The sequence below is a fragment of the Halomonas cupida genome (genome assembly GCF_900142755.1).
In the GTDB taxonomy this organism is placed as follows: Bacteria; Pseudomonadota; Gammaproteobacteria; order Pseudomonadales; family Halomonadaceae; genus Halomonas; species Halomonas cupida.
Window position 1 is genome coordinate 59026 of sequence record NZ_FRCA01000014.1, and the last position, 16417, is coordinate 75442.

Sequence of the window (16417 nt, forward strand, 5' to 3'; positions counted from 1 at the left end):
TAGCGTCCGCGGTGTGTGGCTTTCGCCACAGCATCATCTTCATAACCTCGCCGCCTGAGGGAGGCCGAATGACACGTCCCCTGACTCCTCGCCAGCAGAACGTCTATGACTTTATCGTCAAGACCATGAACGAGCTTGGCTACCCGCCGACTCGGGCAGAGATCTCCCGCGCACTTGGCTTTCGCTCGCCCAACGCTGCGGAAGAGCACCTGAGAGCGCTGGAGCGCAAGGGAGCCATCCGCGTGATTCGCGGGACCTCCCGCGGCATTCGCCTGCCCGCCCAGGAAAGCGAGCCGGCCAGTGGAACCGACGCTCAGCCGGAAGCCAGCTCACCACATGGACTCCCGATCATTGGTGAAGTCGCCGCCGGCAGCCCGATCCTCGCCGCCGAGCATATCGATCGCTATTGCCCACTGCCTCCGGAATACTTCACGCCACGCGCCGATTACCTGCTGCGGGTGCGGGGCCTGTCGATGAAGGACATCGGTATCATGGAAGGCGATCTACTGGCAGTGCATCGCACCGAGCGGATTCGCAACGGCCAGGTCGTCGTGGCTCGCCTGGAAGACGAGGTCACCGTCAAGCGCTTCCAGCGCGACGGCTATCGCGTCACCCTGGAGGCCGAGAACGAGGAATTCAAGCCGATCCGCCTGGACCTGCGCCATGACAATCTGACCATCGAGGGTATTGGCGTCGGCGTCATCCGGGGTGGAAATGGGCAGGCGTTGTCGTGAAGCCGTAAGCCGTAAGCCGTAAGCCGTAAGCACCGAGCTTCGAGCCCCGAGAAACGAGCTGTCCAGTGCCGCTCCATGGACCACAGACAAATGCCAAGGTTCGGGGTTACTTTAAGCTTACAGCTTAAAACTTATCGCTTATGGCTTATGGCTTACCGCCCGCCGGGAGACTCAGTCCCATGCCCCCGTCCGTTCGAAAAATCCTCCATGCCGACTGTGACTGCTTCTATGCAGCGGTCGAGATGCGGGACAACCCGGCACTGCGGGACATACCCCTGGCGGTGGGCGGGTCGGCGGAACGGCGCGGGGTTATCACCACCTGCAACTATCCGGCTCGCAAGTTCGGGATCCACTCGGCCATGCCCACCGCAAAAGCGCTGCGCCTGTGTCCCGAGCTGACATTGGTGGCACCTGACTTCGACAAGTACCGTGCAGTATCGGCACGGATCCAGGCGATCTTTCATGAACTGACGCCGCTGGTCGAACCTCTCTCGCTGGATGAGGCCTACCTGGACGTCACTGATGTTGAGCAGTTCCAGGGCAGCGCTACCTGGATGGCGCAGTGGCTGAAAGAGGAGTGCCTGAAACGCACCGGCATCACCCTCTCGGTCGGTGTGGCCCCGGCCCGGTTTCTGGCCAAGATCGCCAGCGACTGGGAAAAGCCCGACGGACTGACCGTCATTCGCCCGGATCAGGTCGATGACTTCGTGCGCAGGCTGCCAGTCAACAAGCTACATGGCGTCGGTCCGGCGACCAGTTCACGACTCGACGCCATGAACATCAAGACCTGCGAGGATCTCCGAGCCCTGCCCATCGACAGGCTGCTGGATGACTTCGGCAAGTTCGGCCGCCGCCTGTACGAGATGTCACGTGGGATTGATGAGCGTCCGATCAGCGTCGAGCGTCAACGCAAGTCGATCAGTGTCGAAACCACCTTCGACCGCGACCTGCCCGACCTGGCAAGTGCCAGAGAAGCACTGACACCACTCTGCGAGAAGCTGCTGGAGCGCATCTCACGCAATGGCGACCCACCTCTCGCAGGCCTGTTCGTCAAGGTGCGATTCGACGACTTCACTACCACCAACCTGGAAACCCGCGGACTCATCCCGGTGCAGGAGAGCTACCAGCAACTGCTTGAGCAGGCCTGGGCCCGCGCTCACCGGCCAGTGCGTCTGTTGGGCGTCGGTGTCCGACTGTTGCCCGACGAAGCTCGCCAACAGCTATCGTTGCCGTTATAGACAATTGCCGCTATAGACAATTGCCGTTATAGACGTAGCCGCTATAGAGGGTTGTTGTACCCACGTTTGCTGCGCTCACGCGTATTGGTCGAGCTCAGGGCTGAACTCAGATTGCCGAGTGGCATGCCCAACAGGTAACGCCGCAGCGCATGATGGTCCGTGTGACTCATGGCATCCGGCCACAACCATTGAGTGCGCCCATTCCAGCGCAACGCGATCAGAGAGCCGCCGACGGCAACACGTTGCAGGTGAACCAGCTGCCAGTCAGCCTGCTCCTCGCCGCGCCACTGCCATATGCCAGGCACCTGCGGAGCTGCCGCCGTTCCCAACCAGCGCCGAAACATGCGCTGCATCCGACGCGAATCCAGTTTCTCGCCAGGGGGCAACTTGCCATCGTCATCGACCAGACAACGCAACTGCCCCACAGGCTGCTGCCGTCGCGCTTGAATCACCGTCGCTGCAGCACATGCGGCCAGCACCGCTCCAACAGGGGATGGAGTAATCCAGGCGGCGAGTACAGAGATACCCGCCGCCAGCCCACCCTGAACGAGGTGCTGGGCCTCAGAGGCCGCGATTGTGACCGTGACCGCTACTTTCGGCATAGTCCACAATCATCTGCACGATTCGACGACGTCTGGGTTCTTCAGGCCATTCGCGGCGCATCAACCAGGCGAACAGATCCTGATCTTCCTCTGTGATCAGTTCTCGGTAGGACGCCTGATCATCCTCGCCCAACTCGTCATAACGATGTTCGAGGAAAGGCAGCAGCAGCAGATCCAGCTCCCACATGCCACGGCGTGAATGCCAGTACAGGCGCTTGCGGTCGGCCTCGGCGGCGGAAGCCGCAGTTGATGATTGCTCCAAGGGAAACCTCTCATTGGCCATGGGGTGATGTGGCGACATTGTACCGTAGAATGCTGCCTTGCCGCCGCCAGAGCCGTCGCAATTTTGCTGAAACGCTGAAACCATCCCCTGGATCATATAGGTGTGTGTAGTGCGTTGTTTTATCAACAGTTGAAAAGTATGCTATCCAATAAGGGATGCGATGACGCTGAACCATGTAAAGATTGCACCAGGTAAAGATTGCACCAGTTGCATAGCCGCCCAGTCTGGCGGCGACAATTGACAACAAGCGGCAACCCCTGCGCTCAGCCCCAGGCGGGACTCACGGAGAAGACCGATGACAAAGTCCGAACTGATAGAGCAGATTGCAATGCGACAGCCCGAGCTGTCGGTCAAGGACGTCGAGGCCGCCGTTCGCCTCATTCTCGACGACATCACCGATACACTTGCAGAAGGCGGCAGAGTCGAGATTCGTGGCTTCGGCAGTTTCTCTCTGCACTACCGTGAACCGCGTGTGGGCCGCAACCCGAAGACCGGGGAAGCAGTCGCACTCGACGGCAAATTCGTGCCACACTTCAAGCCCGGCAAGGAGCTGCGCGAACAGGTTGATGCCAGTCGCGCACTGGGTTACTGAGTCCAGCGGTAATGCCCGCTCGACTTGATGTCTAGACTTACAATGGGAATTCGCTCATGCGTTGGCTCAAAGGCCTGATCACGGCCATCATTCTGCTGGTGGTGCTGATCGTTGGTATTCTCTTCGCGACCAATAACCAGCAGACCGTACCGCTGGACTTGATCTGGGCGGAGCTTCCTGAGGCATCGCTGTCTGTCTGGCTGTTGAGTTCACTTGCTGTCGGTGTGCTGCTGGGCATGCTCGCCATGAGCGGTGTTTACCTGCGCCTGCGTGCGACTCTGACCCGCGCTCAGCGCCACAATCAGCAACAGCGCAAGGAACTTGATCGACTGCGCATCCAGGAGATGAAGGAACTCCCCTGAAATGCCCGATCTCCTGCTGCTGGGTCTGCTGGTTGCCGCCCTGGCCATTGGCTGGGGCCTCGGTCGACGGGAAAGGAGAACCCATCACGATTCTCCCAAACCCAGTCTGTCGCGAGACTATTTCGTTGGCTTGAATTACCTGCTCAATGATCAGCAGGATCGGGCGATAGAAACCTTCATCGCCGCCCTCGAGGTCAACAGCGACACCATCGAGACCCATGTCACCCTCGGCAACCTGTTTCGTCAGCGTGGCGAAGCGGATCGTGCGGTCAAGGTCCACCAGAACCTGCTGGCACGCCCCTTCCTCAATGCCGACCAGGGGGCTCGCGTTCAGCTCGAGCTGTCACGCGACTTTCTTCAGCTCGGCCTGCTGGATCGCGCTGAACGCCTACTGCAGGGTCTGATTCGTGACGATACCAACAGCGATATACGCCACCAGGCCAAGCGACTTCTCGCTGACCTTTTCGAGCGCGAGGGTGAGTGGCAGGAAGCGATCAATGTCGCCGTCCCCCACCTGGTACGTCAACACGACGACCTGCGTCGAGCTGCCGGCCATTGGTTCTGTGAATTAGCCGAGCAGGAACGCAAGAATGCCAGTCTCGGCCTTGCCCGCAAGCATCTCAAGCAGGCGTTGTCGATCGATGACCGCTGTGTGCGCGCCAACCTTCTGTACGCGCAGCTCTACCACGACACCGGCCAGTATCGCCAGGCCATCAAGCACCTCGAACGCATCCCGCTGCAGGATCGGGCCTTCATCCCCACCATGCTGGAGCCGCTGGAGCGCAACTACCGGCTGATGGATGACATCGAGGGCCTGATCAGTCATCTCAAGCGTCTTCTTGATGAAGCTCCCTATACCAGCGTAATCGTCCTGCTGGCCCAGACGCTCTGTCGCCACCATGGCGATGATCGCGAGGCCATCAACCTCGTCACCGAGCAACTCAACCGAGAGCCTAGTCTGGGCGGTGTCGACTTCCTGATGGAGCTCTATCAGCGTGGTGAGCGGAACAACCCGGCCCTCGAAGGCAACGCGTCGAACACTATTCAGCGCCTTGATCTATTGCGTCACCATACACAGACCCTGCTACAGGAGCTGCCTCGCCATCGCTGCAAGCGCTGCGGTTTCTCGGGCGATCACCTGCACTGGCAATGCCCTCGCTGCAGAAGCTGGGGCACCACCAGGCCGATTACCGGGATTGAAGGAGAATAGCGGCGAGCCGGCATAGGGCGTTATAGCATGAGGGGTGTTATAGCGTGAGGGGAGCCATAGCGGGGAAGCCACGGGAGGAAGCGACGCGACCTCGCCCCGCCCCAGAGCTCATGCCACTGCTATCCTATTCCGCCAACTCTCTTTCGATAGCGTCGAGAGCCGCCATGGGATCTTCTGCCTGGGTGACTGGACGCCCCACTACCAGATGCGTACTGCCCGCCTCCATGGCCTCGCGCGGCGTCATGATGCGGCGCTGATCGCCTGCCTGGGCGAAACTCGGACGAATCCCGGGTGTCACCTTGAGGAACTCCTCACCGCAGGCTTGCTTGAGCATGGCGGACTCCCGGGCAGAACAGACGACCCCATCCATACCGCTATCTTTCGCCAGACGCGCCAGACGCTCCACATGCGCCTCAAGGTCATCACTCACACCTGTTGCGGCAAGCTCATCCTGAGTCATGCTGGTGAGCACCGTGACAGCAATCAAGTGAGTGCCAAGTCCGGCCTTGTCCAACCGCTCACGTGCCGTCTGCATCATACGAGCCCCGCCTGAGGCATGTACATTGACCATCCACACGCCAAGTTCGGCGGCGGACAGTACTGCTGCCGCTACGGTATTGGGAATATCGTGGAACTTGAGATCGAGAAATACCTCGAACCCACGCCCGTGGAGTGCCTCGAGCACATTGGGGCCGCTACGAGTGAACAGCTCCTTGCCCACCTTCACCCGGCAGCGTTCCGGGTCCAGACGGTCAGCCATGCACAGGGCTGCGTCCAGTGAAGGGTAATCGAGGGCAATAATCAGCGGGGAAGCTGTGGTCATGGAATAATCAACCTCAGAGTTGTCGTGAAGCCGCCAGCCTCGATATTGCCATGAGGCCTTCAGCATTGGCGCTTGTGCTGTATGTACAGATACTACTATGTGCAGATTTTACATGTATCGATGTTGCATGTGCCGCTGTCGTGGCAGCGAAATGCTCGAGAAAGGACGCTCGACGAAGCCTTCCTTATTGCGCTGGAACAGCACGAGTGTGCAGCTTGAGTGCCTGTTTCTGCGGTATTTTCCCGATTTTCGTCAGTATATCAGCTATGGAAGACGTCAGCTTGGCTGACGTCTTCACCTATAAACACTTATTTTCTTACATTAAATTAAGCGATATTTCATACCGAAAGCCCCCCATAACATCCAGGCTGGAAGGTGAGCGTCGAGCAACCACGCTGTTGCCGACACTCACTCGCTCTGACCAGTGTCTTGCGGAGACCAGTCTCAGGGATAGTTGGCCGAGGCTCGAGGGCAGGAAGCCCTGTCGACTCAGGGATGGGTCGACCAGACCTCAAGGATGGAGGCCAGCAACGGCCAGGCTGGAGCAGTCACTCATGACTTTCAGGAGCGACTGCCATTGGTCAGAGCGCCTCGCAGGATGCGAGCAATAGACAACAGCGGATCGACATTGGAGGTCGACTGACGATGACTACCGTATACGCTTCTCCCGTTCGTTCATTCCTTTCTTCCACCCCATTTTCTGCATCTCCGGCGGTTCGCTGGGCTGGTGTCGCTATCGCGGCTCTGTGGCTGGCGGTAGCGCTCCCCGCCAACGCCCAGGACGGTATGGAAATCGTACCGATCAATATCAACGAGGCCAGTGTAGAGGTTCTGACCGAATTACCCGGCATTGGCCCCAGCAAGGCGCAGACCATCGTGACGGACCGTGAAGCCAACGGCCCCTTTTCCTCGCTTGAAGATCTCACCAGGGTTTCAGGCATCGGTGATACCACCGTCGCGCAACTGGAGGGCGAAGTGAGTTTCTGACCCTGCTCTCTTGCCCCTACCGCCCCACCGGCACCTCCGGTGGGGTCTTACGCACGGCATCAACACCGAAGCCACTCCACTGGAATGACCTCGGAGCCTCTTTCAGTCCCGGCTCTCGACTCTGGTTCTCGACTGCTGCCCAGAGGCTACAACCGCAGACCACCATCCACTTCGATCACTCGGCCAGTAAAGTAATCATTGGCCATGATGAAGGTGACGGTCTCGGCAATTTCGGCCGGCTCGCCCAGACGACGCAACGGCACGCCATTGGTCAGCTTCTCGAGCATATCGTCACGCATGGAAGCGGTCATCTCGGTTTCGATAAAGCCAGGCGCAACAGCCCCGACACGAATACCATAGCGCGCAAGCTCCTTGCCCCAGGTAACCGTCAACGCCGCCACTCCGGCCTTGGCAGCAGCGTAGTTACTCTGCCCCATGTTGCCCGCTCGTGAAATGCTCGAGATGTTGACGATCACGCCATGGCGACCATCTTCCACCATGGCCGCCGCCGCGGCACGGCCGCACAGGAAGACACCAGTCAGATTGACGTCGATCACCGCCTGCCAATCGGCCAGTCCAAGGGTCTTCTCGACCTTGCCGTCACGTGCCTTGACCAGCAATCCATCGCGCAGAATCCCCGCATTATTGACCAGCCCATCGAGCGGCCCCATTGCAGAGCGGATATCTGCAAAAGCCTGACTAACAGATGTCTCATCAGCGACATTGGCGACGAATGCCTGCGCAGATACGCCAGCATCAAGCAACAGATTCACCGCCTTGTCGAGCTGTTCTCCATCGGTATCAAGCAGCGCAATTCGCGCGCCCTGCTCCCCCAGATGGCGAGCCATCGCCAATCCAAGGCCACGTGCCCCACCGGTGATCGCAATCAGCGCATCATCTAGCTTCATGGACGGTCCTCACTGCTGGTTCATTTCGGTTCATTCATTCCGAGCGGTTCATTCCGAGCGGTTCATTCTGGCCTGTTCATTCCGCCCCAGCCCCATTCGTCACCCTGGCGGTTCCTCGCCTGCCGGTGGTGCAGGTGTACAAATGGCAGCAATGCTTGACGACACATGCATCATTGATGCCGCAATGCATCATACAAACTGTATCCTGAAAGCACTCTCCTTCCAATGAGGCAACTGCCAACGCAAGGCATCTTGTTGCGACGCAGCACAGAGGGGCGTCATAACGTGACAACGCGCACCAGGCGCTGGCCACGCAACGAACCATGCTCTCCTGCAGTACGCTCCTTCCGGCTCCGGCCCCGACGTCGGCATACTCCACATGGCACAATGGGGCTCCCTTGAACTATCCCGACAACATCCCCACATAATCGAAAAGCCTTTTGCGGAGTGACCATGCCGTTTCTCTTGATTTTCACTATTTTCGCCCTGCTGGACTTTGCCGTTCTGTTTTCGGTAGGCAGCGAAATCGGCCTTCTACCCACGGTAGCGCTGGTGCTGGCGACCGGCTTCATCGGCCTCCATTTGATCCGCCGCGAAGGCGTCGCCACCTTTGCCCGTGCCCAGCAACGCATGGCCAACGGTGAAATCCCGTCTTCCGAACTGCTGACCGCCGCGGCACTGATCTTCGGCGGTGCATTGTTGATGGCTCCCGGCTTTCTATCGGACGCCCTCGGCTTCATGTGCTTGATCCCCAGCGCTCGCCGTCTGATGGGCAAGGTACTGGGCAAGGCAGGTGTACGCATGAAGGGATTCTCGATGGGAGGCTCCTTTGAGCAGCCCGGCAGCCGGAACACGGATGACTGGGGGCAGACACGCACTGGTCACGAGTCCGAGGAAGCACCTCACCAGTCCAGCACCGCCGGTAGCGAGGATGAGCCATTGGAAGGCGAGTTCATCAGCCGCGACGAGCGTCGCCGCTGATTCTATCGCCTTGCTTCTCGGAAAACCTGATCCCGGATAACCTAGTGTCGGATAACCTTGCCTGAAACAGCCTTGGCTCCGATACCGCGCAAGCCCTGTGATCATCCTTGCCCCCTGCTCTTTTCGCCAACGAGTCAAGAAAAATGCGAAGGGTCAAAAAAAATTCCACTGATGCCCTTGAAAGCCCGTTGACGGACCCCACTTACCTGACAGCACCAAGCTCCGGCACCGGCCATACGGGCGGTGCCATCAACAGGAGGGTCCTGTCCAACAGGCCAGGATCTCCACCCTTCGCTGATTGGCGGATCTGCTATCGGCGAGAGTTGACAACGAACCGCTGCGGGCGGATTGCCCCCAGCACAGCAAAACCATCAGGAGAACGTGAGCAATGAACATCCGTCCCTTGCACGATCGCGTCGTCATCCGTCGCGTTGAGGAAGAGCAGAAGACCGCAGGCGGCATCGTGCTTCCGGGCAGCGCCCAGGAAAAACCGACTCGTGGTGAAGTCCTCGCCGTCGGTAACGGCCGGATTCTCGAGAGCGGTGACGTTCGTCCGCTGGACGTCAAGGTCGGCGACACCGTGATCTTCAAGGATGGCTTCGGCGTCGAGAAGCAGAAGATCGACGGCGAGGAAGTGCTGATCATGAGCGAGGCCGACATCCTGGCGGTCGTCGAAGGCTAAGCGCCACTCTCGGAGGGATGCGCTTCACCATCATTCCCGACGTTCACTTTTGACGCATAGATTCTTCAAAGGAATTCAAGAAAATGGCAGCGAAACAAGTCAAGTTCTCTGATGATGCCCGCAAGCGTATGGCTCGCGGTGTCGACGTTCTGGCCAACGCCGTAAAAGCGACTCTGGGCCCGAAAGGCCGTAACGTAGTGCTCGAGAAGTCCTTCGGCGCCCCCACCGTCACCAAGGACGGTGTCAGCGTCGCCAAGGAAATCGAACTCAAGGACCGGTTCGAGAACATGGGCGCTCAGATGGTCAAGGAAGTGGCTTCCAAGACCTCTGACGTTGCTGGCGACGGTACTACCACAGCCACCGTGCTGGCTCAGGCGATTGTCAACGAAGGCCTGAAGGGCGTGACCGCCGGCATGAACCCGATGGACCTGAAGCGCGGTATCGACCAGGCCGTCATCGCCGCCGTCAAGGAAATCCAGGCTCTGTCCGTGCCGTGCACTGACTCCAAGGCCATCGCCCAGGTCGGAACCATCTCCGCCAATGGCGACAGCCGCATCGGTGAGATCATCGCCGAAGCCATGGAGAAGGTCGGCAAGGAAGGCGTCATCACTGTCGATGAAGGCCGTGGCTTTGAAGACGAGCTGGACGTCGTCGAAGGCATGCAGTTCGACCGTGGTTACCTGTCTCCGTACTTCGTGACCAACCAGGACACCATGGCAGTGGAACTGGAAGATCCGTTCATCCTGATGGTGGACAAGAAGATCTCCAACATCCGCGAACTGCTGCCTACGCTGGAAGCCGTGGCCAAGGCAGGCAAGCCGCTGGTGATCATCGCTGAAGATATCGAAGGCGAAGCTCTGGCGACACTGGTGGTCAACACCATGCGCGGTATCGTCAAGGTCGCTGCGGCCAAGGCACCGGGCTTCGGTGACCGTCGCAAGGCCATGCTGCAGGATATCGCTATCCTGACCAATGGCACCGTGATCTCCGAGGAAGTGGGTCTGAGCCTCGAGCAGGCGACTCTGGACCACCTGGGCACCGCCAAGCGCGTGACCATGTCCAAGGAAAACACCACCATCATCGATGGTGCCGGCAACGATGGCGACATCGAGGCTCGCGTCAACCAGATCCGCGCTCAGATCGAGGAGACTTCCTCTGATTACGACCGTGAGAAGCTGCAGGAGCGTGTTGCCAAGCTGGCTGGCGGTGTCGCCGTCATCCGCGTCGGTGCTGCTACCGAAGTGGAGATGAAGGAGAAGAAGGCTCGCGTAGAGGACGCCCTCCACTCCACTCGCGCCGCTGTCGAAGAAGGTGTCGTGCCTGGTGGCGGTACTGCTCTGGTTCGCGTCCTCGGCACGATCGCCAACCTCAAGGGTGAGAACGAAGACCAGACTCATGGTATCGCCATCGCCCTGCGCGCCATGGAAGCTCCGCTGCGTCAGATCGCCACCAACGCTGGTCAGGAAGGCTCTGTCATCGTCAACGCCGTCAAGGCTGGCGAAGGCAACTACGGCTACAACGCCCAGACTGGTGAGTACGGCGACATGTTCGAGATGGGTGTTCTGGACCCGGCCAAGGTGACTCGTTCTGCTCTGCAGTCCGCTGGCTCCGTTGCTGGTCTGATGATCACTACCGAAGCCATGATCGCCGACGATCCGGAAGAGAAGGATGCTGGTGGTGACATGGGTGGTATGGGCGGCATGGGTGGTATGGGCGGCATGATGTAAATCAGCCCCCTGCTCTCCGAGCTGCATAGCCCCGCCGGGATTTTCCCGGCGGGGTTTTTGTTTGTGGGTGATTTAGCTTCGAGACACGAGCTTCGAGTACGCTACGCTCGAGCTTGAACCCCGAAGAGAGGCACGTAGCCATCAGGTTGGCACCGAGCAGCTCGCCGCTCGTAGCTCGTACCTCGCGGCTGGTGAGGTTACAATGCCGCCCCACGACCATTTCACCCACTACGATATCTTCATGCTCTCCAACATTCGTGTCGTCCTTGTCCAGACCTTCCATCCCGGGAACATCGGCTCCACCGCCAGAGCGATGAAGACCATGGGGCTTTCCGATCTGGTGCTGGTCAATCCCCGCGCCTTTCCGGATGCTGAAGCAACACGACTGGCCGCAGGTGCCAGCGATGTCATCGAGTCGGCACGTGTAGTGACAACGCTGGAGGATGCCGTCAGCGACTGTGTTCGTGTGGTCGGTGCCAGCGCCCGCCTGCGCAGCCTTCCCCTGCCCCATTACGACGAACCGGACACCATGGCGACCGCGCTGGTGGAGGACAGCCATCACGACAAGGTTGCCATTGTCTTTGGCCGTGAGCGTTACGGGCTCACCAATGATGAGATTGCCTGCTGCAGCCATCAGGTCAGTATTCCGACCAATCCGGATTACGGTATTCTCAATCTGGCCCAGGCCGTCCAGGTGCTCGCCTGGGAAGTGCGTCGCGCCTGGCGATGCCAGTCCCGCGGCAACAGCAGTCGACCGACCGAGGAGCGCTCGCCAACACGCGAACAGATGATTCACTTCCAGCAGCATCTGAGCCGCGTTATGCACATGAGCGGCTTCATTACCCAGCCCCATGCCCGTACCGAAGCACAGTTACAGGCGTTGTTCGCCCGTGCCGAGCCTTCGCGCAAGGAGCTGTCGCTGCTGCGGGGGTTACTGGCTTCACTGGAAGGACAGATCGACCAGCAGCCATGACCCGTCATCAGCCATCTTGAATAGAGCTGTGCCGAGCTGAGCTGGCCGTATCTGGCTATTAACATGGCAATCAAATAGCTCATCCTGATCGATTTGATTGTCGTCCGCACCACACTGGCGCAGATGCGTGGATCTGCTGGTGTGGTGCGGTCTCGCGTCGGCCTGATGGCCGACGGCGGCACGTCCATGTGCCGCCATTAACCCAACATGAAAGCATGCCGGGTTAATAACCGAGGATGATATGCGGCAGGTAGCGTGACAGGTCCTGGGTGATCACGGAGCGATCCTCACGCAACGAAATCCCCGCGGGCTGATCGTCGATCAACCAGGAGCCGATCAGAGTATGGTTGCCGGCGAATTTCGGTAACGGGCAGTAAGCCTGATAGATGAACCCCTCATCGCCATAGGGCCCCTCCGACGCCAGCACCTCCTCACCATCGATATGAATGCTGACATTGGCGCCCTCTCGGGCAAAGATCGGCTTCTTGACGAAGCAGGTCAGAGCACTCGAGGCCAGCTCTTCCTCGAAGTATGAAGGCAGCAGGTTGGGATGGTCGGGGAACATCTTCCACAGCATCGGCAACAATGCCTTGTTGGACAGCAGTGCCTTCCAGGGCGGTTCGAGCCAGCGAGTGCCTGAACGCTCCAGCAGAGCGGAATACGACTCGCGGAGCATGAACTCCCAGGGATAGAGCTTGAAGATCCAGCGGATCACCTGGTCATCCAGGTCGGTGAACAGGTCCCCTTCACCGTGGCCGATATCCTCGATGTAGACGAAGCGTGTGGTAATACCTGCCTCGTTGGCACAGTCTTCAAGGTACTGCACCGTGCCACGATCCTCTTCGGTATCCTTGCAGCAGGCCAGGTGCAGTGTCTCGCCCGGATGATGCTGCTTCAACTCGGCAAAGCGATTGACCAGCTTCTCCTGTACTGAAGTGAACTGATCCGCCGAACGAGGGATATCGCCGCTGTTGACCTTGTCCTCGAGCCACAGCCACTGCCAGAAACCTGTCTCATAGAGACTGGTGGGAGTATCGGCGTTATTCTCGTAGAGCTTCGCCGGCCCCTGTCCGGAGTAGGCCAGGTCGAGACGCGAATACAGACTACGCTCACCGGCCTGCCAGGAATCCGCGACCAGATCCCAGTGATCCCGAGGAATCCGGAAGCGGCGCATCAGTTCCTCGTCCCTGACCGCACGCTCCACCACCGCCAGGCACATCTGGTGCAACTCCGCGGTAGGCGCCTCCAGATCGTCCTCGACCTGTTTCAGGGTGAACTGGTAATAGGCGCTTTCGTCCCAGTAGGGCTCGCCGTGCATGGTGTGGAAGTGAAAGCCGAACTCACGGGCCCGGTCGCGCCAACCGGGCCTCTCGCGACTGATGAGACGAATCACGTCAGAACCACCTCAACCACCCCAGCTACGGCTGCCGGAGCTCGAACGAGAGCTACCGCCGAAGTTGGACTTCGCCGCTACCACGGAGCCGAAGCCACCGCGAGACATGGTACGAGTGGCCGCCGGCTTGGGCTTGAAGGCGTCATTATCAACAGTGACACGTCCCTGACGTCCGTTGCCGAACACCCGACCATCCGCGGTCGACCATTTGCCATAGATCGGCGAGCGATAATAGCTGGAGGTGTAGAGTGCCGATGACTGGTAGCGGTTGCCGTCCAGTGCCCGGGCAAACAGGAATCCGGCCATGGCCGGTACAAACCAGGAGCCACTGGCATTCTGCGGCTGATACACCTGGCAACTGTCGTCACCAAAATCCGACTCACAGGCCAGCTCCGAATCGTAGCGCGGCCCACTGGTGGCGGCCTCGGCCAGCGCACTCTCGTAGGCAGTCCGGCATTGCTGCGCGAGCTCGGGATTATCCTCGATGCAGTCTTCCAGATCGCTGTAGGCCGTGGCTTCACGGCTGTCACTGCAACCCGATACGGCCACGGCGATGGCCGCTACCAGCGCCAGACGGCAGGGCTCAACGGGAGCCTTGCGCATACGCGCCAGGTTGATCGATGCTGTGCGTTTCATCGCTCTCTCCTCAATACGTCATGCAGGCAGCGTTGAGCAGACCCACAGCGATCGATACACCACACAGCACGACGCCTGCCGGAATCTCGTTATCGTTGATGCGCTGCACGATACGCGGCATCAGCAGGAAACGGACCAGTGCGAAGGCCAGTACCTGAGCGATCAGCGCCACAACCCCCCAGATGACGAAATCCACCAGCCCCACGGAGTTGGCAGCCGCACTGGCCAGCGCCAGCGCGAAACCGACCACGGCACCGACGAGCCCCAGGGCAGCCGCTGTATTGTTGCCGTCCTTGACCAGCTTCCACTCATCATGCGGAGTGATGAAGGTATAGACGTACTTGAACACCACCAGCATCACCAGTGAAATGGCGAAGTAGATGACAAAGCTCAGCAGGCCTGCCAACGATGAAGAGAGATCAACCATGATTATTGCTTCCCTGTGCTTGAAGAGGTGTTTACAAAATGCCTGCCCTTGTTCGGCGGTTTTGTATCCCCCTATGATTTCAGATGGAAAAATACCGACCGACTAGCACTTGCACCTTGGATATCGACGCTTGCCTGGTTAACTCTCTTGAAGAGAGAACGACGACATTGCCCATCAAATAAAGGTGAGGTCGGCGGGTTCAATATCGAACCCGGTACTGATCACCAGACAGCGGTCCAACCGACTACCCTCGAGCTTTTCCTCGCCTACCTTCATCAGATACTCGAATCGCTGCGGCGCAATTTCGCGCTCGTACAGCATGGCGAACTGATCCGTGGACGACACGCCTCCATTGGCCTGCCAGGTCGTTTCCGTCATGGCCACCGGCGGTGACGAGTCTCCCGTACCTTCCCAGACTCGCAGCCATTCCCGATCCTCGAAGGTGAAATTCGCCTGGCTGATGCCATTCTTCAGCAGGCTGTTCCAGTCAGCCTCAGACCCCACGCCCCGGGTTTCGTAGAAATACCAGAGCTTGACGTCACGAATGTCACTTTCACTACCGCCACCATCCAGCAGTACCTGCAGAAAGGCATCGTCATCGGTGTAGAAGCGCAGCACTCGGCTGTTGGCATCGAGCTTGATCTCCCCCACGGCCTGGATGATCTGATGGCTGGCCATACCCTCCGGCACGATGTCCGGCTCGAGTAGACGCAGCTTCAGCTCATCCAGCGAGAAGCTTCCGCCCAGGTGAAGCCCCATGACTTCAGGCGCCCTTGGCTCGGTCTGCGCCGGGCGTTTGCCGAACAGGCGTTCAAACATCCCCCAGCTCCCAATCAAAATCGTTGATGCGTTCATCGGCGATGTAATAGATCACCGCTCCCGGCTTCACCTCCCGGGAAAGTGCCGGATTGATCTCCGCAGGCAGACGGCGACCGGCAGACACACCAATGATGGTCGCTTCGTAACGCTCCTTGAAGGCCAGGAACAGCTGCCTGAGCGGCACGTCTCGGCTTCCCGCATACTCGATGGAGTATTGGGTCATGCCCTTGTCGACATTGAGCAGCTCATGCAGCACCGCACTGGAGCCGGGGTCCATGGCCGACTTGGCAAGCATCTCGGTGGCCACCGATGGCATCGCTTCGATATTGGGGAGGTGGCGCTTGAGCAACTGCCCCATGCTCTCGTTATTGAAATAGGTGATGACATGGGCATCGGGGTTGGCATTGCAGACGTACAAGGCCGCCGAAGAAGTGGCGTCATCGTCCTGGCAGTCGATGATGATACGCGAGGCCGTGCTGACGCAGGCGCGCTGCATCTCCTCGTCATTGGTGAAGCTCGATACCCGCACGAAGCCGATGCGTTCGGGCATGGGGTTTTCCATCTCCGCCCGCACACAGAGTGCCACCTGGCACTTCTCGGCGTGGTAATCGAGCTCGCGCAGCAACAGCTTGAGCAATTGCAGTGTATGTTCCTCGTGCCAACCAATCACGAGAATATGCTGGTTGTAATCGAGTGACTTGAAACCCTGCACACCCTTTCTCCACTGGAAGGAAAGAGACGCCGCCAGGCGCCCAAGAGTCAGGCCAAACAGGCCCAACCCCAACGGAATGACGAAGAACGAAGCGGCCAGACGGCCTGCTGGGCTGACGGGCGACAGATCGCCGTACCCGACGGTCGAAGCCGTGACAACGATCCAGTAGACAAAGTTATCGAGCCTGACAATGTCCTGCTCGCCACAGAGCCACATCAACAGCCAGCTGGCGACTAGATAGAACAGTAGCGCCAGCAGGAGGTTATGCCACCTGAACTCAATGAAGTGACGAGCGAATACCCGCTTCAGCCTCAGCAGAATGTGCATA

At 59.2% G+C, this 16417-nt stretch carries 20 protein-coding genes; 10 read left to right on the top strand and 10 right to left on the bottom strand.

Features of this window, described 5'->3' with window-relative positions:
* Positions 1-68: 68 nt before the first annotated feature.
* On the top strand, positions 69-734 hold the full coding sequence (gene lexA / locus BUE38_RS19725) for a transcriptional repressor LexA (RefSeq protein WP_073436953.1): 666 nt from the start codon (positions 69-71) through the stop codon (positions 732-734).
* Positions 735-913: 179 nt separating this feature from the next.
* Entirely contained in the window at positions 914-1972 is a 1059-nt protein-coding gene (dinB, locus tag BUE38_RS19730) for a DNA polymerase IV (protein WP_073436954.1), read from the top strand.
* 41 nt (positions 1973-2013) lie between these two features.
* On the opposite strand, the gene BUE38_RS19735 is transcribed toward dinB, so the two are convergent.
* A complete protein-coding gene (locus BUE38_RS19735; RefSeq protein ID WP_143166410.1) occupies positions 2014-2574 on the bottom strand; it encodes a YgfX family protein in 561 nt (186 codons plus the stop codon).
* On the bottom strand, positions 2534-2836 hold the full coding sequence (locus BUE38_RS19740; protein WP_073436956.1) for an FAD assembly factor SdhE: 303 nt from the start codon (positions 2834-2836) through the stop codon (positions 2534-2536). Before BUE38_RS19740 ends, BUE38_RS19735 begins: the two co-directional genes overlap by 41 nt.
* Positions 2837-3152: 316 nt before the next feature.
* Between BUE38_RS19740 and BUE38_RS19745 the strand changes: the two genes are divergently transcribed.
* The 3 genes from BUE38_RS19745 to lapB are packed head-to-tail and all read left to right on the top strand — an operon-like array spanning position 3153 to position 5021.
* On the top strand, positions 3153-3449 hold the full coding sequence (locus BUE38_RS19745) for an integration host factor subunit beta (protein ID WP_073436957.1): 297 nt from the start codon (positions 3153-3155) through the stop codon (positions 3447-3449).
* Between the two features lie 56 nt (positions 3450-3505).
* Complete coding sequence (locus BUE38_RS19750) at positions 3506-3811, top strand: lipopolysaccharide assembly protein LapA domain-containing protein (protein ID WP_073436958.1); 306 nt, start codon at positions 3506-3508, stop codon at positions 3809-3811.
* Position 3812: 1 nt separating this feature from the next.
* A complete protein-coding gene (gene lapB / locus BUE38_RS19755) occupies positions 3813-5021 on the top strand; it encodes a lipopolysaccharide assembly protein LapB (RefSeq protein ID WP_073436959.1) in 1209 nt (402 codons plus the stop codon).
* Positions 5022-5145: 124 nt separating this feature from the next.
* Here lapB and pyrF read toward each other — a convergent pair whose 3' ends face one another.
* A complete protein-coding gene (gene pyrF / locus BUE38_RS19760; protein ID WP_073436988.1) occupies positions 5146-5844 on the bottom strand; it encodes an orotidine-5'-phosphate decarboxylase in 699 nt (232 codons plus the stop codon).
* A 645-nt stretch (positions 5845-6489) separates the two neighbouring features.
* On the opposite strand from pyrF, the gene BUE38_RS19765 reads away from it, so the two are divergent.
* Entirely contained in the window at positions 6490-6831 is a 342-nt protein-coding gene (locus tag BUE38_RS19765) for a ComEA family DNA-binding protein (protein WP_084542057.1), read from the top strand.
* 146 nt (positions 6832-6977) lie between these two features.
* Here BUE38_RS19765 and BUE38_RS19770 read toward each other — a convergent pair whose 3' ends face one another.
* On the bottom strand, positions 6978-7739 hold the full coding sequence (locus tag BUE38_RS19770) for an SDR family oxidoreductase (protein WP_073436960.1): 762 nt from the start codon (positions 7737-7739) through the stop codon (positions 6978-6980).
* 453 nt (positions 7740-8192) lie between these two features.
* On the opposite strand from BUE38_RS19770, the gene BUE38_RS19775 reads away from it, so the two are divergent.
* The 4 genes from BUE38_RS19775 to BUE38_RS19790 all read left to right on the top strand — a co-directional run bounded on the left by BUE38_RS19775 (position 8193) and on the right by BUE38_RS19790 (position 12102).
* A complete protein-coding gene (locus BUE38_RS19775; protein WP_073436961.1) occupies positions 8193-8720 on the top strand; it encodes an FxsA family protein in 528 nt (175 codons plus the stop codon).
* Between the two features lie 388 nt (positions 8721-9108).
* Entirely contained in the window at positions 9109-9402 is a 294-nt protein-coding gene (locus BUE38_RS19780; RefSeq protein ID WP_073436962.1) for a co-chaperone GroES, read from the top strand.
* Positions 9403-9485: 83 nt separating this feature from the next.
* Positions 9486-11129, top strand: a complete 1644-nt coding sequence (groL, locus tag BUE38_RS19785; RefSeq protein ID WP_073436963.1) for a chaperonin GroEL — start codon at positions 9486-9488, stop codon at positions 11127-11129.
* Between the two features lie 241 nt (positions 11130-11370).
* Complete coding sequence (locus tag BUE38_RS19790; RefSeq protein ID WP_073436990.1) at positions 11371-12102, top strand: RNA methyltransferase; 732 nt, start codon at positions 11371-11373, stop codon at positions 12100-12102.
* Here the strand turns inward: BUE38_RS19790 and BUE38_RS19795 are convergent.
* The 6 genes from BUE38_RS19795 to BUE38_RS19820 all read right to left on the bottom strand — a co-directional run bounded on the left by BUE38_RS19795 (position 12070) and on the right by BUE38_RS19820 (position 16416).
* On the bottom strand, positions 12070-12300 hold the full coding sequence (locus BUE38_RS19795) for a hypothetical protein (protein ID WP_073436964.1): 231 nt from the start codon (positions 12298-12300) through the stop codon (positions 12070-12072). The two genes, BUE38_RS19790 and BUE38_RS19795, sit on opposite strands and share 33 nt — an antisense overlap.
* 25 nt (positions 12301-12325) lie before the next feature.
* Positions 12326-13495, bottom strand: coding sequence for a glutathionylspermidine synthase family protein (locus tag BUE38_RS19800; protein ID WP_073436965.1), 1170 nt, complete (start codon positions 13493-13495; stop codon positions 12326-12328).
* Positions 13496-13507: 12 nt separating this feature from the next.
* Positions 13508-14131, bottom strand: a complete 624-nt coding sequence (locus BUE38_RS19805) for a DUF1190 domain-containing protein (protein ID WP_073436966.1) — start codon at positions 14129-14131, stop codon at positions 13508-13510.
* A gap of 10 nt (positions 14132-14141) precedes the next feature.
* Positions 14142-14558 (bottom strand): DUF350 domain-containing protein, encoded by a 417-nt coding sequence (locus tag BUE38_RS19810; protein WP_073436967.1) that lies wholly within the window; start codon positions 14556-14558, stop codon positions 14142-14144.
* 174 nt (positions 14559-14732) lie between these two features.
* Complete coding sequence (locus tag BUE38_RS19815; protein WP_073436968.1) at positions 14733-15377, bottom strand: YjfK family protein; 645 nt, start codon at positions 15375-15377, stop codon at positions 14733-14735.
* Complete coding sequence (locus tag BUE38_RS19820; RefSeq protein ID WP_073436969.1) at positions 15370-16416, bottom strand: potassium channel family protein; 1047 nt, start codon at positions 16414-16416, stop codon at positions 15370-15372. Before BUE38_RS19820 ends, BUE38_RS19815 begins: the two co-directional genes overlap by 8 nt.
* Between the last annotated feature and the right edge of the window lies 1 nt (position 16417).

Excerpts from the sequence above, each read along its gene's own strand:
- lexA (WP_073436953.1), top strand. The coding sequence starts at position 69 with ATGACACGTCCCCTGACTCCTCGCCAGCAGAACGTCTATGACTTTATC.
- dinB (WP_073436954.1), top strand. The coding sequence starts at position 914 with ATGCCCCCGTCCGTTCGAAAAATCCTCCATGCCGACTGTGACTGCTTC.
- BUE38_RS19735 (WP_143166410.1), bottom strand. The coding sequence starts at position 2,574 with ATGCCGAAAGTAGCGGTCACGGTCACAATCGCGGCCTCTGAGGCCCAG.
- BUE38_RS19745 (WP_073436957.1), top strand. The coding sequence starts at position 3,153 with ATGACAAAGTCCGAACTGATAGAGCAGATTGCAATGCGACAGCCCGAG.
- BUE38_RS19750 (WP_073436958.1), top strand. The coding sequence starts at position 3,506 with ATGCGTTGGCTCAAAGGCCTGATCACGGCCATCATTCTGCTGGTGGTG.
- lapB (WP_073436959.1), top strand. The coding sequence starts at position 3,813 with ATGCCCGATCTCCTGCTGCTGGGTCTGCTGGTTGCCGCCCTGGCCATT.
- pyrF (WP_073436988.1), bottom strand. The coding sequence starts at position 5,844 with ATGACCACAGCTTCCCCGCTGATTATTGCCCTCGATTACCCTTCACTG.
- BUE38_RS19765 (WP_084542057.1), top strand. The coding sequence starts at position 6,490 with ATGACTACCGTATACGCTTCTCCCGTTCGTTCATTCCTTTCTTCCACC.
- BUE38_RS19770 (WP_073436960.1), bottom strand. The coding sequence starts at position 7,739 with ATGAAGCTAGATGATGCGCTGATTGCGATCACCGGTGGGGCACGTGGC.
- BUE38_RS19775 (WP_073436961.1), top strand. The coding sequence starts at position 8,193 with ATGCCGTTTCTCTTGATTTTCACTATTTTCGCCCTGCTGGACTTTGCC.
- BUE38_RS19780 (WP_073436962.1), top strand. The coding sequence starts at position 9,109 with ATGAACATCCGTCCCTTGCACGATCGCGTCGTCATCCGTCGCGTTGAG.
- groL (WP_073436963.1), top strand. The coding sequence starts at position 9,486 with ATGGCAGCGAAACAAGTCAAGTTCTCTGATGATGCCCGCAAGCGTATG.
- BUE38_RS19790 (WP_073436990.1), top strand. The coding sequence starts at position 11,371 with ATGCTCTCCAACATTCGTGTCGTCCTTGTCCAGACCTTCCATCCCGGG.
- BUE38_RS19795 (WP_073436964.1), bottom strand. The coding sequence starts at position 12,300 with ATGGCGGCACATGGACGTGCCGCCGTCGGCCATCAGGCCGACGCGAGA.
- BUE38_RS19805 (WP_073436966.1), bottom strand. The coding sequence starts at position 14,131 with ATGAAACGCACAGCATCGATCAACCTGGCGCGTATGCGCAAGGCTCCC.
- BUE38_RS19810 (WP_073436967.1), bottom strand. The coding sequence starts at position 14,558 with ATGGTTGATCTCTCTTCATCGTTGGCAGGCCTGCTGAGCTTTGTCATC.
- BUE38_RS19815 (WP_073436968.1), bottom strand. The coding sequence starts at position 15,377 with ATGTTTGAACGCCTGTTCGGCAAACGCCCGGCGCAGACCGAGCCAAGG.
- BUE38_RS19820 (WP_073436969.1), bottom strand. The coding sequence starts at position 16,416 with ATGCACATTCTGCTGAGGCTGAAGCGGGTATTCGCTCGTCACTTCATT.